18 protein-coding genes are annotated in these 24,844 nt (G+C 61.9%); 6 read left to right on the forward strand and 12 right to left on the reverse strand.

Features of this window, described 5'->3' with window-relative positions; translation table 11 throughout:
- Positions 1-63: 63 nt before the first annotated feature.
- Positions 64-5,103 carry a dermonecrotic toxin domain-containing protein gene (locus KHP07_RS02890; protein WP_214496566.1) on the forward strand — a complete coding sequence of 1,680 codons (5,040 nt, stop codon included), beginning with the start codon at positions 64-66 and terminating at the stop codon, positions 5,101-5,103.
- Here KHP07_RS02890 and KHP07_RS02895 read toward each other — a convergent pair.
- From KHP07_RS02895 to KHP07_RS02910, 4 genes are read right to left on the reverse strand one after another with little or no spacing between them, the layout of a single operon-like run.
- Complete coding sequence (locus KHP07_RS02895) at positions 5,100-6,350, reverse strand: hypothetical protein (RefSeq protein ID WP_100491419.1); 1,251 nt, start codon at positions 6,348-6,350, stop codon at positions 5,100-5,102. The genes KHP07_RS02890 and KHP07_RS02895 overlap by 4 nt on opposite strands.
- 12 nt (positions 6,351-6,362) lie before the next feature.
- Complete coding sequence (locus KHP07_RS02900) at positions 6,363-6,848, reverse strand: CS1 type fimbrial major subunit (protein WP_078047080.1); 486 nt, start codon at positions 6,846-6,848, stop codon at positions 6,363-6,365.
- 29 nt (positions 6,849-6,877) lie between these two features.
- A complete protein-coding gene (locus KHP07_RS02905) occupies positions 6,878-7,615 on the reverse strand; it encodes a molecular chaperone (protein WP_214496567.1) in 738 nt (245 codons plus the stop codon).
- A 60-nt stretch (positions 7,616-7,675) separates the two neighbouring features.
- Entirely contained in the window at positions 7,676-10,195 is a 2,520-nt protein-coding gene (locus KHP07_RS02910; RefSeq protein WP_214496568.1) for a TcfC E-set like domain-containing protein, read from the reverse strand.
- Between KHP07_RS02910 and KHP07_RS02915 the strand changes: the two genes are divergently transcribed.
- A complete protein-coding gene (locus tag KHP07_RS02915) occupies positions 10,155-10,328 on the forward strand; it encodes a hypothetical protein (protein ID WP_177409442.1) in 174 nt (57 codons plus the stop codon). The genes KHP07_RS02910 and KHP07_RS02915 overlap by 41 nt on opposite strands.
- On the opposite strand, the gene KHP07_RS02920 is transcribed toward KHP07_RS02915, so the two are convergent.
- On the reverse strand, positions 10,325-10,822 hold the full coding sequence (locus KHP07_RS02920; RefSeq protein ID WP_214496569.1) for a CS1 type fimbrial major subunit: 498 nt from the start codon (positions 10,820-10,822) through the stop codon (positions 10,325-10,327). The genes KHP07_RS02915 and KHP07_RS02920 overlap by 4 nt on opposite strands.
- Positions 10,823-11,336: 514 nt before the next feature.
- Between KHP07_RS02920 and KHP07_RS02925 the strand changes: the two genes are divergently transcribed.
- Both KHP07_RS02925 and KHP07_RS02930 read left to right on the forward strand, forming a co-directional pair.
- Positions 11,337-11,879, forward strand: a complete 543-nt coding sequence (locus KHP07_RS02925) for a PadR family transcriptional regulator (protein WP_214496570.1) — start codon at positions 11,337-11,339, stop codon at positions 11,877-11,879.
- On the forward strand, positions 11,876-12,625 hold the full coding sequence (locus KHP07_RS02930) for a siderophore-interacting protein (RefSeq protein WP_214496571.1): 750 nt from the start codon (positions 11,876-11,878) through the stop codon (positions 12,623-12,625). Before KHP07_RS02925 ends, KHP07_RS02930 begins: the two co-directional genes overlap by 4 nt.
- Before the next feature lie 40 nt (positions 12,626-12,665).
- Here the strand turns inward: KHP07_RS02930 and KHP07_RS02935 are convergent, their stop codons facing one another.
- Positions 12,666-13,289 carry a Pr6Pr family membrane protein gene (locus tag KHP07_RS02935; RefSeq protein ID WP_214496572.1) on the reverse strand — a complete coding sequence of 208 codons (624 nt, stop codon included), beginning with the start codon at positions 13,287-13,289 and terminating at the stop codon, positions 12,666-12,668.
- Between the two features lie 4 nt (positions 13,290-13,293).
- Positions 13,294-13,527 (reverse strand): VF530 family protein, encoded by a 234-nt coding sequence (locus KHP07_RS02940; RefSeq protein ID WP_078047073.1) that lies wholly within the window; start codon positions 13,525-13,527, stop codon positions 13,294-13,296.
- A 149-nt stretch (positions 13,528-13,676) separates the two neighbouring features.
- On the opposite strand from KHP07_RS02940, the gene KHP07_RS02945 reads away from it, so the two are divergent.
- Entirely contained in the window at positions 13,677-15,695 is a 2,019-nt protein-coding gene (locus tag KHP07_RS02945; RefSeq protein ID WP_214496573.1) for a TonB-dependent receptor, read from the forward strand.
- A 426-nt stretch (positions 15,696-16,121) separates the two neighbouring features.
- The gene (locus KHP07_RS02950) at positions 16,122-18,533 is read left to right on the forward strand and encodes a glucose/quinate/shikimate family membrane-bound PQQ-dependent dehydrogenase (RefSeq protein ID WP_099494140.1); all 2,412 of its coding nucleotides are present in this window, start codon (positions 16,122-16,124) and stop codon (positions 18,531-18,533) included.
- A 153-nt stretch (positions 18,534-18,686) separates the two neighbouring features.
- Here the strand turns inward: KHP07_RS02950 and KHP07_RS02955 are convergent, their stop codons facing one another.
- The 5 genes from KHP07_RS02955 to KHP07_RS02975 all read right to left on the reverse strand — a co-directional run bounded on the left by KHP07_RS02955 (position 18,687) and on the right by KHP07_RS02975 (position 24,719).
- On the reverse strand, positions 18,687-21,023 hold the full coding sequence (locus KHP07_RS02955; protein WP_214496574.1) for a putative bifunctional diguanylate cyclase/phosphodiesterase: 2,337 nt from the start codon (positions 21,021-21,023) through the stop codon (positions 18,687-18,689).
- 490 nt (positions 21,024-21,513) lie between these two features.
- Entirely contained in the window at positions 21,514-22,689 is a 1,176-nt protein-coding gene (locus KHP07_RS02960; RefSeq protein ID WP_214496575.1) for an ABC transporter substrate-binding protein, read from the reverse strand.
- Positions 22,686-23,660, reverse strand: coding sequence for a CobW family GTP-binding protein (locus KHP07_RS02965; RefSeq protein ID WP_214496576.1), 975 nt, complete (start codon positions 23,658-23,660; stop codon positions 22,686-22,688). Before KHP07_RS02965 ends, KHP07_RS02960 begins: the two co-directional genes overlap by 4 nt.
- Complete coding sequence (locus tag KHP07_RS02970; protein WP_078047067.1) at positions 23,657-23,956, reverse strand: hypothetical protein; 300 nt, start codon at positions 23,954-23,956, stop codon at positions 23,657-23,659. Before KHP07_RS02970 ends, KHP07_RS02965 begins: the two co-directional genes overlap by 4 nt.
- Positions 23,957-23,969: 13 nt before the next feature.
- Complete coding sequence (locus KHP07_RS02975) at positions 23,970-24,719, reverse strand: SDR family NAD(P)-dependent oxidoreductase (protein WP_214496577.1); 750 nt, start codon at positions 24,717-24,719, stop codon at positions 23,970-23,972.
- Positions 24,720-24,844 lie beyond the last annotated feature (125 nt).

A 24,844-nucleotide genomic window follows, 5' to 3' on the forward strand; every position in this document is an offset into this window, starting at 1 on the left:
CCCCGTCCTGACCTGAGGCGACATAGCCTGATGACCTTGTCTCCCTACATCAGGTCATCCGTCATGCCCCACCTGCCTAACCCTGCACCCGGCGCCACTCCTCCCGAGGACAAAGGCCCGCACTACGAACTGATCAAGCACAAGATTCCTCCCTGGTTGCTGTCGACCTCGCCGGCCAGGGTCGAGGCACTGCGCAAGGCCCGCCTGGACCTCGCGCCCTGGTCTCATAGCGGGACACCTCAGGCTCACGCCAGCCTCAAGACGGCCAACGCCCAGGCATGGGTCACCCAGAATACGGTGGATGAGCGCCTCAAACAGGTCCAGGACGTATATGCCTTCGCCGAACCGCTGCTGACCCAGGCGCTCAAGACAGAGTACGGCGTGGACGCCAGCGTCCGGGACACCTTCCTGTTCCTGTACAGCGTCAAGGGCACGTTCATCCAGGGCGTCACCAGCCGCAGTGTGTCCTTGCTGGACGCCGCCCTGCAAAACTTTGCCAAGGATGAGCACTTCACCGACGACTCCAGCTACATCAGCCCACCCGACGCCCGCGGCCACTTCACCCTCAAGCCCCTCAAACAGCAGATGAGCATTGCGCAGTTCACCGCCCTGTGCCGACAATTGGACCTGGGCGCCCAGTATCAACGGCACCTGCAGCAGCATTTGTTGCCGCCTAAACAAGCGGACAAAGACAGCCTCAAGGCCCAGGTCGTCGCCAGCCAGCAGGCGCAGTTTGCTGCCGCGGTCCATATGGCTTTAGCCAGGAAGGACATCACGCAGGCCACCTTTCACCTGCTGATACGCATTGCGCAGGGCCAGCGCGGGGTGATGCAGTCGTATCGATTGCAGATGATGGACAGCCTGCTCACCGGCATCCTGCTGATCGCTGTCGACCTCGACCGGGCCAGCGAAGTGGCGCGGGTGATCGCGTATATCCCCCACGACCCGCACAGCCCGGTCAAGGACTACCCCAACGCCCAGGCGTTCATGACCGAGCTGACCGACAGACTGCGCACACCCAGCTATCGCCAGTTTTTCAGCCATTTTGTCGACCACGGGCAACGCGGGGCGTTCTTTGCCAACCTCGAACAACGCTTGAGCCGCGTGCAGTGGCATCGTCGCCAGGACCCGCTCGACCCAAGCCCGAGCTGGCGCGACACACCCGTGACGCAACCACGCCTGCAGTATGCGGCGCTGCCAATCACGGGCGACCTGTGGGAACAGCTTTACCAACAAAAACTCAACAAGATCCTCAACGATGCGCGACAGCTCGCCGTCAGTACCAACGATGTCGACAGCCGCGCGCGCTGGGCCTGGTGGGACAATGTCAGCAAGATGGTGACGCAGATCTTCAACGCGGCGCTCATGGTGATCACCCCGTTCGTACCGTTCCTGGGGGAACTGATGATGGCCTATACCGCCTACCAACTGCTCGATGAAGTGGTGGAAGGCGTGGTTGAGTTGGCAGAGGGCCAGGCACTGGAAGCGGCCGGCCATTTTCTCGGGATACTCAGCGAAGGGGTGGAGCTGGCGACATTCGGCGCCGCCGGTAAACTGGTCGAGCTGATCCCTTCGCCCTTCGTCAACCAGCTCAAGCCAGTGCAGGTGCAGGGCAAGACCCGCCTGTGGCACCCAGACCTGCGCCCCTACGCACAAAAAAACCTGGCGCTGCCAGCCGATTCCTCACCCGACACGCTCGGCCTGCACACCCATGACGGCAAGCGCCTGCTGCCCCTCGATGGCGAGCACTACGCGGTGACGGTCGACCCGGCAAATGGCGCCCACCGCATCCGCCACCCCAGCCGCGAGGACGCCTATGCACCGCGGGTGCAACACAATGGTCACGGCGCCTGGACCCACGAGGCGGAAAATCCCAGAGCCTGGGACGCACCCAAGTTGATGCGGCGCCTGGGCCCTTGGACCGACGCGCTGGACGATCCGCAGCTGGAGCAAATCCGCTGCAACAGCGGCACTGAGCCTGGGGTGCTGCGTGGCCTGTATGTGGACAACAGCTCCCCGCCGCCACTGCTGCTCGACAGTGTGAAACGCTCTCGTCTCAACCGCGAAACCGAGCAATTGGCCCAGCGCCTGCGCACCGGCGAGGCTGTCGACTCCCCCACCTACTGGAGCCCCTACCTGGCCACCGAGTTGCCCGGCTGGCCGGCGAGCAAGGCCATCCGCGTGTACGAAGACACCAGCCTGACGGGCGCGCACCTGCACTACGGCGAGGCCGATGCACCCGACACCCTGGCCATCAGCCGCCAGGCACTCAACCAAGGCCAACTGGCGGAGCAGATCGTGGACGTTCTTGACGAACCCCAGTTGCAGGCGCTGTTGGGCCCGCTACCGACCACGCGCGCGGAGCGGGTGACGGTCCTGCGCAATCACCTGGCCGACCTGCTCACCCGCCGCCACCGTTCGGTATTCGAGTACCTGTACAACGCCAGAGAACACGCGGCCAGCGCACGCCAGGTGGTGGTGCGCCAAGCAGTGCCGACGCTGCCGAAAACCCTGGCTCACACGCTGTTGGAGCAAGCTCGGCCCTCAGAGCTCAAACGCATGGACGAGCACAGCCAATTGCCTTTGCGCATGAAAAACCTGGCCCGCGACCTGGCCATTGACGCACGTGCCAGCCATGCCCACGAAGGCCTTTACCACCCGGCCCACCTCACCCTCGACACCGAGCGCATGTTGCTCAACACCCTGAAGTTTCACAGCGACGCCTTCGCCGACTTGCGCGTGGAGATACGCGAACACAGCGCCCTCGGCGAGCTTCGTTGTGCGGCCGGCCCGGACGACGCTCGGCAGGTCCGCGTCCTGGTGCGCGATCCCCAAGGCCGCTACACGCTTTACGACAACGAGCGCCACCTGCTCAATCCCGCAAGCGACCTCTACGCGACCCTTTTGCATGCGCTGCCGAACCCTACGGCATGGAAGGACGCGCCCGCGTTGCAAACCTGGCTGACGGAGCGCCTGGCAACCCTGCAGGAACGTCGTACCGCCCTGGACATCCCGCCCACGCCACCCGCCGTGGCCCGTACCACTGAGCAACTGCTGCAAAAACCCAGGTTCCGCTGGGCGAGCAAACTGCTGGGCATCGGGCCGCCGTCCCTGGAAGACCGTATCAAGGCGCTCTACCCCCGGATGCACGAAGAGGCCATCCAAGAGCGGGTGCAGGCCTACAATTCACCCGAAGGCGAGCAGGCCCTCAAAGACCTTGAACGTGAAAAAAAGGCGCTGCTGGCACACCTGGAAAACTGGGTGCAATCCCCCACGCGCTACAACGGCGGCGACCGCGAAGCCCAGGAAGGCGAACGGTTGATGCGCTCGCACCTGTCCCGGGCGATTCGCAGGAGTTGGGAAAATGTGTCCGGCGGCTTTACCGACACTTTTGGCGAAAGCCATACCGGTGGCATCCTCGACCTCGAAGGCTGGCCCCTGGGCCTGCACCTGCATGGGTCGCCCAACCCGCAGTTGCCATTTGAATTCATCACCGGCCTGAACCTGAACGAGAGCGGCCTGAACGACACCCATGACGGCTTCCTGGCCTTGTTCCCCAACCTGAGGGTACTTGACCTGAGCCAAAACCAATTGACCCGGCTGCCCAAGGCGGTGACCGGCATGCCACGCCTCAACCAACTGGGCCTGGGTGACAACCCGATGCAATGGAACAGCGCCAGCCTGGAGCAGCTCAAAAGCCTGCATAACCTCAGGGCCCTGGACCTCAGCCATCACCGGCAGATGACCACCGCCCCCGACATCAGCGGCATGCCGCACCTGCGTGAGCTGCACCTGGCCGGAACCGGCATTGCCGAATGGCCCACCGGCCTGTTTGATCACCCACGGTCCGAGCACTTCGTTCTCGACCTGCAAAATACTCAGGTCAGGCACGTGCCGCAGTTCCTGCCCTGGCAACCCGAGGCCGAGGTGGTGGCGCGTACCCGGCTGGACCGTAACCACCTGCACCTGGACGACGAGGAACGCATGGTCAGCTATCGCCTGGGGGCAGGCCTTGACCCCTATCGGACGTATCCACCGAGAGGCGAAGAAGACAGCCGCTTCTGGATTGACGAAATGACGAGCACTACCCAACGGCGCAGGCGCCAGGCGCTATGGGACGAGCTGGAACAGGAGCACGGTTCACAAGGCTTTTTCGAGGTGATCCGCAGCCTGCAGCCACCAGAAGCGTTCGAAACCCAGGAAGACGGCCTGGACTATATTCGCAACCTCCCGCAACTGACTGAAAACGTCTGGCGCATGCTCGAGGCCATGCACGCCGACGACGCCTTGCGCACACGCTTTTTCAGCATGACCAGCACCCCCGGCAACTGTGCCGACGCCAGCGCGCAAATCTTCAATAACATGGGGATCCAGACGCTGGTGCACGAGCTGCACCGCGCTCGCCCACGATTGACGTCGGTAGAATTTGCCGGACGCCTGGCCCTACTGGCCCGCCAGACCGCACGTCTGGACTTGGTCAACGAAGCGGCCCGCAAGGAAGTCGCCCGCCGCCTTGCACCACCCGAGCGCGGGGGGCTGGGACTGCGCCTGACCACCGACGTGGTTGACGGCGTGCCGGGCAGCGTTGATGAAGTACAGGTGTACGCGGCCTTGCAGACCGCTCTCAAGCACGACCTGCATTTGCCCTGGCTGTCTTCACACATGGTCTATCGTCAAACCGCCGGTGTAGACGACGCGCTGATCGCCCGCGTGCACCAGAGCATCATCAATGCCGAACGGCGTGATGGCCTGGTCGACCGTACCCTTGCGGTGGGCTTTTGGGATAAGTACCTGGAGGATACTTACGGCGATGAGCTGACGCTCAATACCCGCCAGTTCCAGGAAAAAGCCCTGCGCATCGAAGACCTGCGCGATGCACAAGACGCCTGGGCCCAGGCGCAGACCCAGTCGAATCTCAAGCAGACCCTCACCGACCTGGCCGATGAACTGGGCGTGCCTCACAGCGACGTGCTGACTGGGTCATCCATGACCCACAGCACTTACCGGCGCTTGTTCGACCAGTTGGCCCACCAAGAAAAAGAACTGCGCCGACAGCTCACATCGAACGCCTTGGTCATCCTTCCGGAGGGGCTGGAACCCTAGACCTCAGAGTCCCACACGACCGTGGCCGTACCGGAATAGGCATTGCCGCTGTTCTGGTCGAGCATCTGTGACACGCCGTCGGCCTGTATCTCAAAGTGCAGGGTGCTGGGCTTGCGATCCACATAACGGCTCGGCCGGAACAGCTGTGTGCCGCTGCCATCCAGGCGCAGCGGGAGGCGACTGACCGGGCGCCCGGCGCTATCGCTCAGGCCTGCAGGCAAGGTCACGGCGATATCCAGCGGCACTTGGTGACCCGCGGCGTTGCGTACGCTGCAGGTGTTGCCCAGCGGGTCGCCGCACTCCAGGCTCATCTTGAAGGCGGTGCTGGTCCACAGGTTGACGGTCTGGTCGTGGAACAGGCGCGTGGGTTTGCGCCCGCTCTGCAACCAGCCCTGCCAGCCACCCTGGGGTTCCAGTTGGATACGATGGCCGCCAGGGGGGACTTCGACCTTGAGGTGATGGTCGACGGTCAGGGTGAAGTTGAAGGTCAGTGCGTTGTCATTCGGGATAATCACATCGCCGAAGTCGAAATCGGCACCCGGGCCCACGCTGTAGGTAAGGCTGCCGGTGTATTCGCCGCTGGCCATGGCCAGAGGATTGGGGGTTCTCAGCGAATAGGCGTATTCCGTAGTCGAAAACCAAAAATGTGTGATGTCCTGCCCCGGCACACGATTACAAACGCCTGCGTTTTCGGGAACCAGCCAGAAGAACAACAAATAGGTGTTCGCACTGGCTAAATAATTGATCCCCTGACACGGGGCCGGTGCGTGGAACCACTGGCGGTACCAGTTCCAGACCGGATCATCCGGACGGCTCCACACAGTGACATTCGGCCGCACATCCCAACGATGGCCGATTCCGGCAATACGCATCTGCACGGTCTCGGTCTGCCCGGTTTCACTGTGCGTGACCTCGAGATCACGCCACTCCGAGGGCACCTTCCACATGGCGCCATCGCGAGGGTTTTCGTGGTTGGCGAGGATAGGTCGACTGGCCGTGGCAAGCAAATCGGAAGTCCGGATAGTAAAAAGCCCGTTAGCTTTGCAATAGGCCGGGATATGCCCCGGGCAAATCCCGCTTTGGGGCGTGGTATTGACGAACTCATTGACCATCGGATTGCTGGGGTCGGGGCGAAAACTGGCAGTGATGTCCTGCACCGCCCCATGGGCCGGCAATACCAGCAGCATCGAGACAGCAGCGGCCAGGCCAGGTCCGTACAGTACTCGCAAAAACGGCACGACTTTCATGACGACAGTTCCTTAAAAGCGCGGGGCAATGGCATCGAACACCATGTGCACAGTGCCGAAATAACGCCCCGGACGGTAATCGTCCTGGGGCTTTATGGCGGCGATTTCCAGGTGAACCCGCTTACCGGGTTTGGCATCGAGGACGGAGACCACTTCGGTGTGGTCCAGGCTAAGCTCCTGGCCATTGAAAGTAACCCGCAGGTCGATCCGGTCATTACCGTTGTAGAGGAAAGGCTCGGCTTCGAGGCGTGCACCAATGGCACCGCCGGTGTTCTTTACATCGAACGGCGCCCGCAGCGAGCTCAACTCGGAAATGACCGGGTTGTAGTTCAGCACTTGCTCGCGTTGCACCAATTGCGGGTCCACCGGCAGCACGTAGAACTGCGGCGTGGGGATGTTAACGTAAACCTCGAAGGTTTCCCGTTCGACCGCCGCCCACCCTGGGGCGGGCAGCAGGCCGACGATAATGAAAGCGAAAAGCGCCCGTGCGTTGAACATGGTATTCACCTGTGGTGATCGAGGCTGCATCAGCCTTTGACCTCGACTTTTTTAGTCTCGGTGCCTTCAATCACGCTGAAGTGGTATTCACGCCCCGGCTCCTTGTCGAAGCCGAACGAGCGACCCGCCATCACATGGTACTTAGTGGTCGGGCGGCAGTCCTGGTTGTTGGCGGCGCAATCCTTGAACTCATCGATCACCACCACGCTGTTGCCGTTGTTACGCAGGGCGTAGCGACGCGCGTCGTTCTGAATCTCGCTGTTGAAGCGGGTTTCGGTGGGCCGCACGAAAAACACCGTGCCGTAGCCGGCCAGGATCTGCACTCCCGCCGCCAGGCTATCCTTGTACTCGGCGCGTTCCTGTTCACTGATCGCAAATTCATCTTCGGTCTGCGGCACCACTGGCACAAAACGCACGCGAAAATAACGCTCTTTGTCGCGGTTGCCCATGAACAGCAAGCGCGTTCCCTGGGTGCCATTGGCGGGCACGATCAAGCGCGCCGGGCTGGCCATCAGGCCGTCGCGGGCAGTGGCGTCGGCCTGGTTCTGCAACGCCACTTCACGGAAGGTGCCGTCGTCGTTGTAGATCATCTCCAGGATGTTGACCTTGACGAACGCCGTGGACGTGCCGCCATTGAACACCCGCTTCATGTAGGTACTTTTGCCGGCGTCCATGTAGTCGTAGACCACGCCGACATGGATCTTCGGCGTCGCCTGGCCACCCAGGCAAAACAGGCACAACACCCCAAATAACCCTAAACGTTTCATTACTTGCTACCTCATGTAGTGCAGGGAGGCCGACTGCGGCCCGTGAGTCATACGCAACCGTCAACCCGCAGTTCCGGCGCGGGAAATGGCTTCGGCCAGGGAGTCCGGTGTACAGCGCAAGTCCCCGATCATCAGCACATCACTTTCGCGCCGGCCCTGGCTCGGGTCGAGACGGAACTGGCACAGCAACTGGTTGGCGTAGCGCACTTCCAGGGTCGGTGAATTGGCGCTCATTTCCATGGAGAAGAACCCGTCCACCTCGCTGACCCCACGGCTGGCGTGGTTGATTACGTGATGGCCCTTGAGCGGTTTGCCCTGGGCGTCGAGCAGGCGACCGAGCACAGTTACGGTTTTCATCACACGGATCTGGCGGTAGTCCACGCCACCTTTGTTCAAGTGGTAACTGCTGCGCGCCGGCTGGATGCTCGCGGCGGGCGGATGGTTGCCGTCGAAATCGAACGCGAGCGTGCTGCTTTTGTAGGCGGTGATCGGCACGAAATTACGGCCTGGACGCAAGACCGAACTGCCGCCGCTCAAGTCGTCGGCGCGCAGTTGGATGTCATCCAGGTCGGTCTCCACATCCACGATCATTCCAGCGCCGTGGCCCTGGGACTGGCTGCTCATGACTATTTTTGAACCGCCCACCGCCACCGTGCTGCTCAAGTTCAGGCCACCGGTGAGATTGCCGTTGAACGAGGAGCGCTGGACAAACCCATCGCCGTATAACGCATCGGTGGCGAAACTGCCGCGACCGGACAAGCCGAGCCCGTAGGTATCAGTCAGCACCGTGGCTGAAACGCTCTGCAGCAGGTGATCGTCCAGGGTGCGCTGGTAGGTCAGCGAGCCGTTGTTATCACGGCTGCCGTCGCGGGCAGTGCGGCTGCCGATACTCGCTGACCACTGCTCGCCGGGGGCACCGAGGGCCACGCTGACACTCAAATCGACCCCGCGGTTGCGTTTGTCACCGGTGCTGGCGGTGGCTGCGCGATCGAACACCGAGAACCGCCAGTTGGCATCACTATTAAGAAACTTGCCGCGTTGGTTCCAACCCAGGTCCAGGCCCAGCCCTTCGACATTGCCTTCGCTGTAGGCCAGGCGCGAACTGATCGAACTCTTGTTGCTCAGGCGATGGTTGACCGACACCGAGGAATTGCTGGTGCGCCCATTGAACACGCGCGTGGGGCGCAGCCGGGTGCCGTCGGGCAAGGTCTCGTAGGTGCGACGGGTGTCGAGCCAACTGCGGTTGTGGCTGACGACCACACTGCCATGGCCGTAACTGTGCATAGCTTGCACGTCCATGCCGGTGCCGTGGTCCTGGGTCTGGTAGACATTGGCGTACAGGCTGGAGTTGTTGGCCAGGCTCCAGTCGATGGAGCTGCCAAACTGCATCTTTTCGCGCACCTTGCGCGTGGACAGCCCGAGAATCACCCGAGGGTGCGCCAGGTAATTGATACCGGCGCCATAAGTGATGAACCCGGTGGACTGTTCTTCCCAGTTGCTCAACAGCTTGGTTTCACGCCCAACAAAGGTGCTGTAGCGCCAGCGTTCGTCGGCGTTGCGCCAGTTGTTGGGCTTGTAGACCAGCTCCTGAGTGGTGGAGGTCACCAACCCATCTTCGACCAGGCGCACTTCCACGTCATAGATGCCGCCGGGCAGCGGCCGTGTGTCGATGGACTGCAAGCCGGCTGCGACCGGCTGGCTGTTGATCAGCAGGCCATTGCGGTAGATCTCCACCGAGGCCTGGCGACTGGCGGTGACGTAGATCGGGTAGACGCTGGGCTTGGGGTTGTTGATCAGCAAGCTGTCGGAGCTGCCGAACATCATCCCTACGGCCGTGTCGGGGTTGGCGCCGAAGGAGCGGATCTGGCGCGTGAGGCCATTGGAGCCGGGCATGAAATAGCCCAGCAGCAGGAAGCGACCTTCCATTTCGCGTTGTGTATACAGCTCATGCACGGCATGGCGCAGTGACGTGTCGCCACCGCCAAAACGTGAGACCTGCAAGTTCAGTGCCTGGGTCCAGTTACCCAGGCTGGCACTGGCTTCCAGGCCGTAACGGCCGCCGACATCTTCGTCCTGGCCACCGTTGAGATTGAGTTGGTTGTTGACGATCAAGCCCAGGCTGCCCGCCTCGGGTTGGTCGTAATAACGTTTGATCTGGGCGTTGCGCTCCACGTTTTCCGTGAGGATCGAGACCAGGGATTCCTGCAAGTTGTAATGCACCGCCAGTAACTGCGCAGGGCAACTACGCTCACAATTACCCAGGGGCATGCCCTGTTGTAATAGTTGCTCCCAACGGCCGCGTTCGGCAGCGGATACGGTACTTTCATCGGTCTCGGTAAACTCCAGCAGTGTAATACGGTCATCCCGGCCAAGCACAATCATGGCTTCACCCAGTGACTGCTGATCAAGTTCTACCCGCACTGCCAACGGCACATCGAAAAAGTGTTCTTCGAAATCTTTTGGCAACCCCTTGGACTGCGATAACAAACTTCCCGGTGTTGTGCCGGGCGCAGTGGCAGCCAACGCGCTGGCACTCACCATGAGCGCCAGCGCACCTGCAATTGACGTCTTCGAAAACATGAGCGCAATACTCGTTAATGCTGAAAGTTGGCACGAGATAAACAAGGCCGGCAGCCAGAACGGCTGGCCGGCCTTACACCAAGCGCCCCTGATCTTCGCGATCAAAGGCGGTGATTTACACGGTGGTGCTTAGGGCGCCGAACGTGGCTCGGAGTAGAACATCAGGGTGTAGGCCGCGGTAAACAGGCCGTTCTGGGTATCCAGCGGCTTGGCGGGAGTGACCACCAGGTCGGCCTGGGTGCCGGGAGTGGATTGAGGATCGTCGACCACTTCCTGCGGGGTGGCAGTCAGCACAACGCCATTGAAAGTGTTGGTCAGCGGGATGGTTTCGCTACCGTTATAGAGCGCGGCAGCCGTTGGACCACCTTCGATAAAGGCATGCACCGAGCCTTCTGTGTTTTTCACATCGAAGGTCGCACGCAGGCCGCTCAGCTCACCGCTCACTGGGTTGTAGTTCATGACCTCGTTCTTACCGAAGTCCGGGTTGCGCGGCTTTACGTGGAACTGCTTGTTCGGGATGTCGGCGACGATGTTGACGGTGCTACGCGCGTCATCCGCAGCGAGGGCTATGGAAGCATCCAGAACGACCGCAACCAACGATGCCGCTACGGCAATTTTTTTGAACATAGTTCAATACCTGTTTTGTTGATAATTCACGATTTCGGGTAACAACTAGAAAGTAGGGAGCTTGCACTTTCCAATTACTTGCATTGAGGCAAGCCGTTGCCCGCACTCAAACGCCCGACAAGTATCCAGCGATTGAAATGACAAGTAAGCAGGCAAACGCCTTGTATTGCGTAGCTTGGTGCCGATCAACTTAATAGGAATAAGATGGCATTTAGCCAAAACTTAAAATGCATCTGTAAGAAATGAACTACATTCACTTAATGAGAATGTTTTATTAACGAAGTTCTCTGAGGGAATGGTATTACACGCCGTTTAAATCAGGTAATAACACGCCGCTGAAAGTTGTGTAGGACACCGCCAAAGATCAACTTGAGTAGTTGCTCTAATAGGTATAGACCCTCCGTTGCAGACCACGCCCATAGCGACCGCACATAGCGTGCCGTTGGTCAGAAAAGCTTGCTCACGCAATAAGATATATCTTACGTTGTATCTAACCATGACGGAGAGCGAAGCAATGAGAGAGCACCACCCCCACCCTCCCCACAGCCACGACGGCTTCGACAAGCGGCTTGGCCGCGAGCGCGGCAGCCGTGGCCCGCGGGTATTTGCCCCAGGCGACCTGAAACTGTTGCTGCCGGCGCTGATCGCCGAGCAGCCCTGCCACGGCTATGACTTGATCCGCCAGATCGAAAGCCTGTTCGACGGCGCCTACACCCCCAGCCCCGGCGTGATCTACCCGACCCTGACCTTCCTCGAAGAAAGTGAGTTGATCAGCGGCGACGCCGAAGGCGGAAAAAAACGCTACACAATCACCGACGCCGGTCGTCTCTTCTTAAGCGAACAGGCGGTTGCCCTCGAAGGCATCCGCGTGCGCATCGACGTGAGCAAGCGCTCATTGCGCGGCCAGGACCGCCCACCGGAAATCCACGAGGCGGTGCACAACCTGCGCCACGCCCTGCATTCGCACCACGGGCGCTGGAGCCCGGAAGAAATCGTTCGTGTCGCGGCGCTGCTCAACAGCACCGCCCAAGCCATTGCCGACGGGAAAGCCCAATGAATACTCAAGCCATCCATCGCGTTACCCACGAAATCAAACGTCGCCGCCTGCAAGTACTGCGGGTGGTGGACATCACCCCGCGCATGCGCCGCATCACCCTCGGCGGGCCGGAACTGGCAGGGTTTGTCAGCCTGGGCAGCGATGACCATATCAAGCTGCTGTTCCCGCAGAACGCGGCCGAACAGGCCGCGCTGGAAAGCCCGAGTTTCACCATCAAGGGCGACGGCCCACAGCCGGCCATGCGCGACTACACGCCTCGACGTTTCGACCTGAGCATCGGCGAGCTGGATATTGACTTCGTGTTGCACGGCGATGGCCCTGCGTCGACCTGGGCCGAGCAAGTGCAGGTCGGCCAGCACCTGTACATCGGCGGGCCACGGGGCTCGATGATCGTGCCGGATATCTTCGACAGCTACTTGTTGATCGGTGATGAAACGGCGATCCCGACCATCGCCCGCCGCCTGGAAGAATTACCCGCCGGGCGCACCGTGCTGGCGGTGATAGAAATCGCCGACGCAGCAGAACAGCAGGCCCTCAACAGTGCCGCCGATGTGCAAGTGAAATGGGTGGTGCGCGGCAAGGATGACTTGCTCGAAACCGTGCAAAACCTGACCCTGCCGAGCGGCTCGCTGTACAGCTTTGTGGCGACGGAAAGCAAGCGGTCGCGCCAGGTGCGGCGTGTGTTGCTGGACACGCACAAGGTCAACGAGGAATTCCTCAAGGCCGTCGGTTACTGGCAAGCCTAACCCAGACCTTGCAGGAGCCGGTTTGCCGGCTCCTTCGGTTTTACCGTGCCCGCTCGAGGTAACGGTCCAGCCCCACCACCGCCAGCGCGATCACGACAAACCCCGCCAGAATCCCCCCGGCATTCACGAACACTTGTGGATAACCCAGGGTGCTCACGTCTATGAACGGGTACTGATACTGCCCGAGCAAGTCCCCGCGCAGCAGGGCATAGGCGAAGTACACCAGTGGGTAGATCACCCACGCGCCAATGTGCTTGAGCCGCAAACTGCCCTTGGGCACACACCGCCACCAGTAGATCAAGAACAGCACCGGCATCACGTCATGCAGCAACTCATCCGCGATGAACTGAAAACCCGTGGGCGTCCATAAATGCCGTAGCAGCAGGTTGTAGGCCAGGCTCACCACGACGATGCTCGTGGCAATCCCACTGCTGATCGAGGGCGCCAGGAAAAACCGCTTTGCCGCTGATTCGCGCTCGACCAGCGCATAACTCAGCACCACCACCGCCAAGGTGTTGGTGAGCACGGTGAAGAAACTGAAAAAGTTAATCAGCCCGCCGAGCAGGCTGGCGCCGGTCGACCAGCGCGAATAGAAAATCAGGTATTGCTGGATCGCCAAGCCCACCCAACCGGCCAACGCTGCCGCCGTAACAAACCGCTTCATGGGGTCAATCCAGCGGGCGTTTGGTGCGCATCAGCTTCACGTACAAGCCTTCGACTTTCTCCCGCGCCCACGGGGTTTTGCGCAAAAAGGTCAGGCTCGACTTGATGCTCGGGTCGCTCTTGAAGCAGCGGATATCAATGCGCTCGGCCAGGCCTTCCCATTCATAGTGCGCCACCAACGTGGTGAGAACGTGCTGCAGGGTCACGCCGTGGAGGGGGTCGTTGCTTGTCGCGGTCATGCCGGGCCTATCAAAAAAGGGTCACGAAGGTGCACACCTTATCACCCGCCTGCCGAGTTATAAAAAGTTCCCGTTCCCAGCGAAAAAGAGATGTTATATTGTAACTATAGTTAACCAATCTCTTTGCCCGATCTGCCAAGGAATGTCCGATGTCCCTCTCTTCTCTGTGGCGCCTGTCCCCGCTCGCTGCCGCCCTGCTGATCTGCTCCGAAGCCCACGCCCTTGAACTGCAACCCCAAGTCATCACCGGCAACCCGCTGGGCAGCGAACAACTCGCCTCGCCCACCACCGTGCTCGAAGGCGATGACCTGACCCTGCAACAAAAAGGCAGCCTCGGCGAAACCCTGAACAAGCAACCTGGCGTGTCGTCATCGTATTTCGGCCCTGGCGCCAGCCGGCCGATCATCCGGGGCCAGGATGGCGACCGCATTCGCATTCTGCGCAATGGCGTGGGTGCGCTGGATGCGTCGTCGCTGTCCTACGACCATGCGGTGCCACTGGACCCAGTCAACGTTGACCGCATCGAAATCGTGCGCGGCCCCGCCGCCCTGCTGTATGGCGGCAGCGCCATTGGCGGCGTGGTCAACACCTTTGACAACCGCATCCCCACCGAAGCCATCGAAGGCATCCACGGTGCCGGTGAACTGCGCTACGGCGGCGCTGACACCACACGCAGCAGCGCCGGCAAGCTGGAAGCCGGCAACGGCACCTTTGCCTTGCACCTGGACGCCAACGCGCGGGAATTCAACGACCTGAAAATCCCCGGCCAGGCCCGCAGCCGCCACGCCCCGGAAACCGAAGACGCACCCGGCAAAAACGGCCGCCTGGGCAATAGCGACGGGCGCCAGGACGGCGGCGCCGTGGGTGGTTCCTACACCTGGGACGACGGTTACGCAGGGCTGTCCTACAGCAATTACGACGCCAATTACGGCTCGCCCGCCGAGCAGGACGTGCGCATCCGCATGAAGCAAGATCACTACGCGTTTGCGTCCGAGATCCGCAACCTGCAAGGCCCGTTCACCTCGGTGAAACTCGATGCCGGCTACACCGACTACGAGCACCGCGAGATCGAAGGCGGCGAAACCGGCACGATCTTCAAGAACAAAGGCTACGAAGCCCGCGTTGAAGCCCGTCACCAGCCGATCGGCCCATTCGATGGCGTGGTCGGTGCCCAGGTGACCCGCAACGAGTTCTCGGCCCTTGGTGAAGAAGCCTTCGTGCCACAGACCGACACTAACGCCGGCGCGCTGTTTATCCTCGAAGAGATGCAGGCCACCGAGCGCCTGAAACTCAGCCTCGGCGGGCGGGTGGAGCACACCAGCGTGGACCCGGACGCCAAGGGCAACGCGCGTTTTGCCGGTGCGGACAAATCCAACGATTTCACCGCCGGCAGCCTGTCGTCGGGGGCGGTCTACACCCTCACGCCCATCTGGTCCCTGGCCGCGACCCTGGGCTACACCGAGCGCGCGCCGACCTTCTACGAGCTGTATGCCAACGGTGCCCACGTTGCCACCGGCACCTATGAACTGGGCAACGCCAACTTGAAGAAAGAAAAAGCCGTGTCCAGCGACCTGGCCCTGCGCTTTGACAATGGCACCCACAAGGGCAGCTTCGGTGTGTTCTACAGCCGCTTCTCCAATTACATCGGCTTGCTGGGCACCGGTCGTACCTTGAACGACGAAGGTGAAGAGGACGCCGCCGGCATCCCTGAGTACGAATACTCCGGCGTGCGTGCCCGTTTCGCCGGCTTCGAAGCCCAGGATCACTGGAAGCTGGGTGAAGGCGCCTACGGCAAGTTCGCCCTGGAGCTGTCGGGTGACTACACCCGCGCCACCAACCTCGACACCGGCGAAGCCCTGCCGCGCATTGCACCGCTGCGTTTGAACAGCGGCTTGCTGTGGGAGCTGGATCGCTGGCAGGCGCGCATCGATGTGGAACATGCCGCAGGGCAAGGACGTGTGCCGGATAACGAAAGCGGCACCGACGGCTACACCACCCTGGGGGCAAGCGCGGGGTATCGGTTCAATGTCGGTGGCAGCCAATGGCTGGCGTTTGTGAACGGCGAAAACCTCACCAACCAGACGGTGCGCTATGCCAGCTCGATCCTGCGTGACATTGCGCCGGCACCGGGTAGAAGTGTGCAGTTCGGCGTTCGAACCACCTTTTGAAAACATCGCAACTCTAACCTGTAGGAGCCGGCTTGCCGGCGATGGCGTCCTTGACATCGCCATCGCCGGCGAGCCGGCTCCTACGGGTTTTGCAGTGCCCTTTGCAGCGACGTTCTGTCACTGTTACCAAATCGGAAATGATGCATCTTGCGATTTGCGCTTTCTCTTGGCGCGTCAGCACCTTATCCTTGCCGCAACAAACTGAAACGTTTCACGTCCGCGGTCGACCCCATCTTGCCGAATTCCCCCCTTTTCAAAGACAGCGCTGTCTGACACCGACCTGCGCGTGGGGATAACTCGCCCGCCTGTGGATAACCCTGCTATCCCCAGAAAAACCGAATTAACGCTGAACCAAGCCCGCGCCGAATCGTCATCTACAGTGAAGCACGGGGTTACATAATTCCAACGTAACGGAGAAACACAACTATGAGCACTGACGGTGCCTCAACGCCAAGCCGCCTGCTGCCCAGGCTGCTCGGAGTCTTGCTGCTGATCATGGGCCTGGCCTTGCTGGCCGGGGGTATCAAGCTGACGATGCTCGGCGGGTCGCTGTACTACCTGCTGGCCGGTATCGGCATCACCCTGACCGGCATCCTCTTGCTGGCCACCCGCCGCGCCGCACTCGGCCTGTACGCACTGGTACTGTTCGCCAGTACGGTGTGGGCTTTGTGGGAAGTCGGCCTGGACTGGTGGCAGTTGGTGCCGCGCCTGGCGCTGCTGTTCGCCCTGGGCATCGTCATGTTGCTCCCGTGGTTCCGCCGTCCGTTGCTGCGTGGCCAGCCGGCCCCGCTGGGCACTGGCGCGCTGAGCGTGGCCGTGGTGCTCGCCGGTGCTGCCGCCGTTGCCAGCCAATTCACCAACCCGGGTGAGATCAAAGGCCAACTGGACCGCGACGCGGTACCCGGCATGGCCAGCGCTGCACCGTCCCAGGCCGATGGCGACTGGAACTCCTACGGCCGTTCGGCCTTTGGCGATCGCTACTCGCCGCTGGCACAGATCACCCCGGAAAATGCCCACAAGCTGGTCCCGGCGTGGACCTTCCGTACCGGTGACATCCCTGGCCCGAACGACCCAGGTGAGACCACCGCGGAAAACACCCCGCTGAAAGTCAACGGCATGCTCTACGTGTGCACGCCGCACAGCCAAGTGATTGCACTGGACCCGGACACCGGCAAGGAAATCTGGCGCTTCGATCCGAAGATCAGCAGCCAGGGTGCCGAGAACTTCAAGGGTTGGGCACACATGACCTGCCGTGGCGTGTCGTATCACGATGACGCTGCCTACGCTTCCGAGCAGAGCCCGACCGGCAGCGCCAGCCCTGCCGCTGCACCGAATGCCTGCCCGAAACGTATTTTCGTACCGACTGCCGACACCCGTCTGATCGCCCTCAACGCCGACACCGGCAAGATGTGTGAAGACTTCGGTGACAAAGGCCAGGTCGACCTGCGTGCCAATATCGGCAGCTTCGCCCCAGGCGGTTACTACTCCACGTCGCCACCGGCCGTGACTAAAAACCTGGTGGTGATCGGCGGCCACGTCACCGACAACGTGTCCACCGACGAGCCAAGCGGCGTGATCCGCGCATTCGACGTGCACACCGGCAAGCTGGTGTGGAACTGGGACAGCGGCAACCCGGACGACACCACCCCGTTGGCCGAGGGCAAGACCTACACCCGCAACTCGCCGAACATGTGGTCCATGTTCGCCGTGGATGAAAAACTCGGCATGCTGTACCTGCCGATGGGCAACCAGATGCCCGACCAATACGGCGGCGACCGTACCGAAGACTCGGAAAAATACAGCGCCGGCCTGACCGCCCTGGACATCGACAGCGGCCATGTGAAGTGGACCTTCCAGTTCACCCACCATGACCTGTGGGACATGGACGTGGGCGGCCAGCCTTCGCTGATCGACATCAAGACCGCTGATGGCGTGAAGCAAGCAGTCATGGCGTCGACCAAGCAAGGCAGCATCTACGTGCTGGACCGTGCCACCGGCCAACCCGTGGTGCCGATACACGAAGTGGCCGTGCCGCAAGGGGCAGTCGCTGGCGACCACACGTCGCCGACCCAACCGAAGTCCGACCTGAACTTCATGCCGCCGCCGCTCAAAGAGCGCGACATGTGGGGCGTGACGCCGTTCGACCAGATGCTGTGCCGGATTGATTTCAAATCCATGCGCTACGACGGTGCTTTCACCCCGCCTTCGCTGCAAGGCTCGATCGTTTACCCAGGCAACTTCGGCGTGTTCGACTGGGGCGGCATTTCCGTCGACCCGGTTCGCCAGATTGCCTTCGTGAACCCAAGCTACATGGCGTTCAAATCGAAACTGATCCCGGCCGCCGACATCGCCAAGCAAGGTCCACGCGTCAGCGAAACCGAAGGCGTGCAGCCGAACAAAGGCGCGCCGTACGGCGTGATCCTCGAAGCCATGCTGTCGCCAATGGGCCTGCCGTGCCAGGCACCGGCGTGGGGTTACGTGGCGGCGGTCGACCTGACCACCCACAAGACCCTCTGGATGCACAAGAACGGCACCGTGCGTGACAGCTCGCCGGTTCCGATCCCGCTGACCATGGGCGTGCCTAGCCTGGGCGGCACCTTCACCACCGCCGGTGGCGTGTCGTTCCTCAGCGGTACCCTGGACCAGTACCTGCGTGCCTACGACGTGAAAAACGGCAAGCAACTGTGGGAAGGCCGCCTGCCTGCAGGCGCGCAAACCACCCCGATGACCTACACCGGCAAGGACGGCAAGCAGTACGTGCTGGTCATGGCCGGCGGTCACGGCTCCCTGGGTACCAAACAGGGTGACTACGTGATGGCGTTCAAACTGCCGGATTAAGATCGACTGGCAGCCAAACAAAGGCGGCTACCCTCACAGGTAGCCGCCTTTTTCATACCCGTAGGAGCCGGCTTGCCGGCGATGGCGTCCAAACACTCACCGCAACATTCAAGGCCGCTATCGCCAGCAAGCCGGCTCCTACAAGTGGGTGGGTCAGACGGGGGAGCGTTCGCGGCGCATCCACATTTCGAACGCCATCGCGTTCAACGGCCGGCTGATGAGGTAGCCCTGGGCGGTGTCGCAATTCCACTGCTTGAGCAGCTTGAGGCTGGGGGCAAATTCGACGCCTTCGGCCACCACCTTGAGCCCCAGGTTGTGGCTCATCTCAATGGTGGAACGCACGATCACCCCGTCACTGCTGGTGCTGTTGAGGTTACGCACGAAGGACTGATCGATCTTCAACTCCTGCACCGGCAGCCGCTGCAATTGCGCGAGCGAGGAATAGCCGGTGCCGAAGTCATCCACCGACAGGCTGATGCCACAGTCGCGCAGTTGCTCCAGCACGCTGAGCGCCTGTTGCGGGTTGTGCATGATCGCGCTTTCGGTGATCTCGAAGATCAGTTGCTCGGCCTCCACCTGATACTGCATCAACAGCGCAGTGACACGGATCGCCAGGTCATCATCGGCCAGGTCGTCCACCGAGATATTCACCGACAGCTGGATCAGCATGCCGCGCTGCGCCCACTCGGCGATCTGGCGGATGGCTTCCTCGATGACCCACAGGGTCAGGCTGCTCATGCTGCCAGTGCGTTCGGCCAGCGGGATGAATTCGGCGGGCGACACCTGGCCCAGGGTCGGGTGCTGCCAGCGCAACAGGGCTTCGGCCTGGCGGACATGGCCGTGCTTGAGGTCGAGTTTGGGCTGGTAGCACAGGAACAACTCGCCCTCGATGGCGGCACGCCGCAAGTCACGGATAAGCGTGATCTGGCGTTGATGGGCGAGGTCGCGGTCCTGCTGGTAGATCTGCAAATGCCCCGGCAGGCTCGCGGCGTCATGCCGGGCGATGGCAGCGCGGCTGATCAACTCTTCCACCTGTTGACCGTCGGCGGGGTAAGCGGCGATGCCGATGCTGACTTCGTGGCGCAGCTCATCATTGCCGATGCGCTGGGGCTCGGTGAGCAGTGCGTAGAGACGGTCGGCGCGGGCCACGGCGCGGTCGATCTCGGTGTTCTCCAGCAACAACAGGAACTCGCTGCCGGTAATGCGCGCCGCCGTGTCGCTGGCCAACAGGCTCATCGACAAGCAGCGACTGGCTTCGCGCAACATTTCTTCCACGCCCTGGGGACCAAAACCTTCGTTGATCACCCGGTAATTCTCGATCCCCAGGTACAGCAACACCACCGGCCGCCGCGCACTGATCGCACTGCCCAGGCGTTCCATGGCCAGGGCACGATTGGGCAGGCCGGTGAGCGGGTCGTGCAGCGCGTTGTGGGCCAATTGCCGCTCGCGCACGGCGATGCCGCTTTGCATGGCGTTGAACGCGCGGGCCAGCAGCCCGAATTCATCATGGCTGCGCACCCGCACCGGCGTGCGGTAGTCGCCGGCACCAATACGCTCAGCCGCCTGCACCAAGGCATTGAGCGGGCGCGACACCCGCCGCGCCAGGAACAACGCACCGGCCAGCGACACCAGCAGCACCGCCAGGGCGATCCCGAGGAACTGCCGGTCCAGCGGCGCGAAGGATTCCAGGGCGTGGTCAAGCGGACTTTGCAGTAACACCCGCACTTCATCGCCATCGCCGGTATTGGCCAGCGGCAAAACCTGGCTGAGCACACGTTCGCCATAGAACAGGTGGATCTTTGGTTCGGGGTCGACGTGCCCTTCGCGCAACAGGCTGAGCGTGGCGGCCTGGTAGGCATCCGGCTGCGTGCTGAACAGCGGGCCGGGCTTGCCGTTTTGCACGCTGAGGAACGACACCTCCAGGTTGCTCATGGAGCGCAGTTCATTGGCGAACAGTTTGTCCATGGGAAAGCCCATGACGACACGGGCGATGGGCAGCGGGTTGAGCACTTCATCCTGCACCAGCAGATAGGGGCGCCCGTCCATGGCCACGATCAGCATTTGCAACCCCGTGCGCCGCGCGTGGCGCAGGGCATCGTCGTAGGGGAAGAACTGACCGCGCATGAGGATGGGCAAGGTGCTGACCATGACCTTGCCATCCAGGCCCAGTACGAACACTTCGCTGGAGCGGATACCCGTGCCGTGGCGACGCAGGGCGGCGAGGATCGGCGCGGTCTTGCCTTCGACCACGGCCTGTTTGAAGGGGAGATCGGCGGTCAGCCAGTCCAGGCCGTATTGCAGGCGACGTCCGCGCAGGTCGAGCAGACGTTCGAACACTTGGCTGCCGGTTTTGAGTTGGAATTGCGCCTGGTTTTCAACGGCGCGGGAGGTGGCGGTCTTGACGGCGAAATAGGTGGCGGCGACGACGACCAGCAGCAACAGCGCGAGCACCCCCGCGATACGGGTTTGAAACGTGTGGCGCCACCTCATTGCAGTGCCCTCTGGCGGCGTGCGCCTCTCTCTGCCACTGCGTCCTTTTGTCATGTGCATTCCTTGCGACAGCTGACCTGGCGTCAAAAAAACATCAATTTTAATGGAGTATTGGGTCTGAGGAGATTAGCTGGGAGTAGGGTTAAGTGCACCCAATAAAACCGGGGAATTTGGTGGTGGTTTTTTGGCGACAGAGGGTTGGCTTAATGGATCGGGCGTTGGTTACATATCCAGTATTTGGGTGATGGCTGACAGGGGCTCCGCCCTGATTGGATCAAAAGCAGGTAGGTGTAGGAGCTGGCTTGCCAGCGATGCAGGCGATTCGGTACATCAGGCCCACCCAGGTGATGCCATCGCCGGCAAGCCGGCTCCTACACGTTGACCGAGATCGGCTTTCAATATCGGTCGGCTACAAGGCCGCCGCGTTTGCTTTTGATCCTAGGCGCCCCGTTAAACACGCTGGCCGAACGCAGCAACGGAATGTACTCAATCAAACACAACGAGCCCGCATAAAATCCCCCCACCGCCGCACCAAATAATTATGCTCATCCATCACCGAATTCCACACCGCAATATGCCCCATACGCTGCTCATAAGACCCCCCATCCCGCACTTCCCCCACATCAATCAACGGCAACCCATCACTGCCCAACAACTCCTCCCGCGCCGGCTTGCCCGCGTACCAGTAATCCCACTCCGCACTGCTCAAGTGGTCACGGCTACGCGCCGGGTTACCAATGTAATACCCCTGCCGCGCCATCACCGCCCCCGGCCAACCGGACAGCCACCAATTCAGATACGCATAGGCCGCATCCAGCACCGGCCCCTTGGCATGCCGCGACAACGACAACCCACCAAACCACGCCCGATACCCCTCGCGCGGCACCGCCAGGCGGTATTTCACCCCGGCGCGATGCAGGCGCATCAAGGTCGGTGACCACAGGCTCTGGATATCGATACTCGGGCTCAGCATCAACTGCGCCGCCTCTTCATCGTCGGACCAGAACGCTGCGAAGTGTCCTTCTTTCTGTTTACGCACCAGGATGTCAGCGAGTACATCGATCTCTTCGATGCTCATGTTGCCGATGTCCCTGAAGCTGGCCAGCCCCGCGCCCTGCACCGCCAGCGCGGCATCCAGGGCGCCGATGGCGGCGTCGCTCTGCAAGGCGGTGCGCGCACGCCACGCGGGGTCGAGCAGCCAGCCCCAGCTTTCGTTGCCGTGGCAAAAACCTTCGGGCAGGCGCTCGGGGCGATAGGCGAAGCTGTCGGCGTTGTGGGTCAGGGGCAGCATGCTGATGCGCTCGGTGACCGTGCTGCCGAGGCTGCCATCGTGCTGCACGAATAGCCGCTCGCTGGGCACGCTGCCACTGCCCAAACGGTCGTCGGCCGAAAGGCGCCCGCGCTTGGGCAGGTCATTGATCTCGTGCCACAGCGCGATGCGCCGCGTGTCGATGGGCTGGATCGCCCGAGCCGGCCACACGAAATCAACGTTGTGAAACCACTGGTCGTACAGGTCATAGCTCTCGGGCTGCATCACCGCGATACGCTGGGCCTGTTCGACGTCGTGCACCTGGTACACAAGGCGAATGCCCAGCTCCTGTTCGGCGCGTACACGCAGGCATTCGAGCAGGGTGACGGAGGTGCCGAGGACGCGAAGAGTGATCATGCCGCGAACCGCCGTGAGAACACCTCGAAGGACCGCCGCAACAGTGCGGGGTCGAGGCCGCGCAGGATAAACACCAGGCGCGATTGGCGGTCACTGCCCGGCCACGCCGGCAAATGGACCGGCGCATGCAGGCAATGCTGCACACCATGAATGACGATGGGGGCGTTACTGGCGTTCACGTTGAGCAGCCCTTTGACACGAAGGATTCGTTCGCCGTGGCATCTTAACAGCATCGACAACCACACCCCGAACCCCACCCAATCCAGCGGCTGGTCAAACGTCAGGCTGCACACTTGCGCAGCACCGTGGGTGGCCGTGGGGGTGCGGTGCAGCTGCCAGCGACTGACCTCCACCGCAGGTTCAGCGCTGCGTAGGCCTTCGCCGAGCAACAGTTGATCGCCGCTGTGAATGGCGTGGGTATCAAGGATCGGCGTACCCGCGTTCAGTGCCTGCAAGTGCGCGCGCAGTGCCGCACAGTCGCCCGCGAGATCAGTCTTGCTCAGCAGCAAGCGATCCGCCGCAGCCACCTGGGCCAGCCATTCGGGGTGCAGGCGTTCTTGGAGGGTGGCGTGGCTGGCATCGACCAGGGTGATCACCAGGCCGATATGGAAACGCCCGCGCAGTTGCACATCGTTGTTCAGGGTGGCCAGGATCGGCGCCGGGTCGGCCAGGCCGGTGGTCTCCAGGATGACCCGCTTGAACGCCGGGATCTCACCGCGCTCACGGCGTTGCAACAAGGTCAGCAAAGCCTCTTTCAACTCGCCACGGATCGAGCAACACACGCAGCCGCTGGGCAGCAGCACCGTATCCGGCGCCACTTCTTCCACCAGCAGATGGTCGATACCGACATCACCGAATTCGTTGATCAGCAACGCGGTGTCGCCCAGGCTTTCACCCTGCAGCAGGCGCTTGAGCAAGGTGGTTTTACCGCTGCCGAGAAAGCCGGTGATGACGTTGAGGGCAATACTCATGAGGCTGACTCCAAGTGGTCCAACAAGCGCGGATCAAGGGGATCCAACGGGCGGCCGAGCATGGTTTCGGCCGCCTGCCAGAGTTGATCCAGACCGCTGGCCAATGCCTGCTTGCCAGTGGCGCCGAGCAGCAGATACGACGCGCCCTGGAAGTCTTCGACCTTGAGCCGGAACACCGCCAGCACCTGATTGATCGCCGCGATCCGGCGCAGGCGTTCGCGGCGCCGGGGTAATTCATCGCCCAGGGGATCGCTCCAGTGCAGGTCTTCGCCGAGCAGTCCGCAGAGTCCGCACATGGCTACACCTCACTCATGGCATGACATCGCCGGAGTTCGGGCCCAGTGTCTGGCCAACGAACAGATTGCCGCCGGGCTCGCTGGCCAGCAGCACCGCAACCGGCGCCACTTCATCGGCCAGGCCGAAGCGGCCCAGGGGCAACTCCTTGGCCTTGGCGCGTTTCCATTCTTCGCTGATACCGCCCACCAATGGCGTTTCAATCGGGCCCGGTGCGATGGCGTTGACCAGCACGTTGTCCTTGGCCACTTCCAGCGCCAGGGACTTGGTAAAGCCGATCACCCCAGCCTTGGCAGCCGCATAGTGAGTCAGTTCGGCGCCACCCTTGATGCCCAGTTGCGAGGCGACGTTGATGATCCGGCCCCAACGCTGCGCAAGCATGTGCGGCAAGGCGCGTTGGCTGGCGACGAACACACTGGTGAGGTCGACGCGCAGCATGTCGTTCCACATCTCGATGGTCAGGTCGACACAGCGCGCCTGGGTGAGCATGCCGGCGTTGTTGACCAGGATATCGATACCGCCGAACTGTTCGACGCAACGGTCGACGCTGGCCTGGGCGCCTTCGACGGTGCCGACGTCGGCCAGGCATTCGAACACCTCGGCGCCAAGGTTGCGGCAGGTGATCGCGGTTTCGGCGAGGCTGGCGGCGTTGCGGTCGGCCAATACCAGCCGCGCGCCTTCGGCGGCGTAGGCACGGGCGATGGCGGCGCCGATGCCGCTGCCGGCGCCGGTGATGACGGCGCGGCGGTGAGTCAGTTGAGGCATGTAAATTCTCCCGAGACAAACACGGTTCTAATGTGGGAGCTGGCTTGCCTGCGATGGCGGCGGGTCAGCCACACATGTGTTCACTGATACACCGTTATCGCAGGCAAGCCAGCTCCCACCTTTTT

The sequence above is a fragment of the Pseudomonas sp. VS40 genome (assembly GCF_018587885.1).
Lineage (GTDB): Bacteria > Pseudomonadota > Gammaproteobacteria > Pseudomonadales > Pseudomonadaceae > Aquipseudomonas > Aquipseudomonas pergaminensis.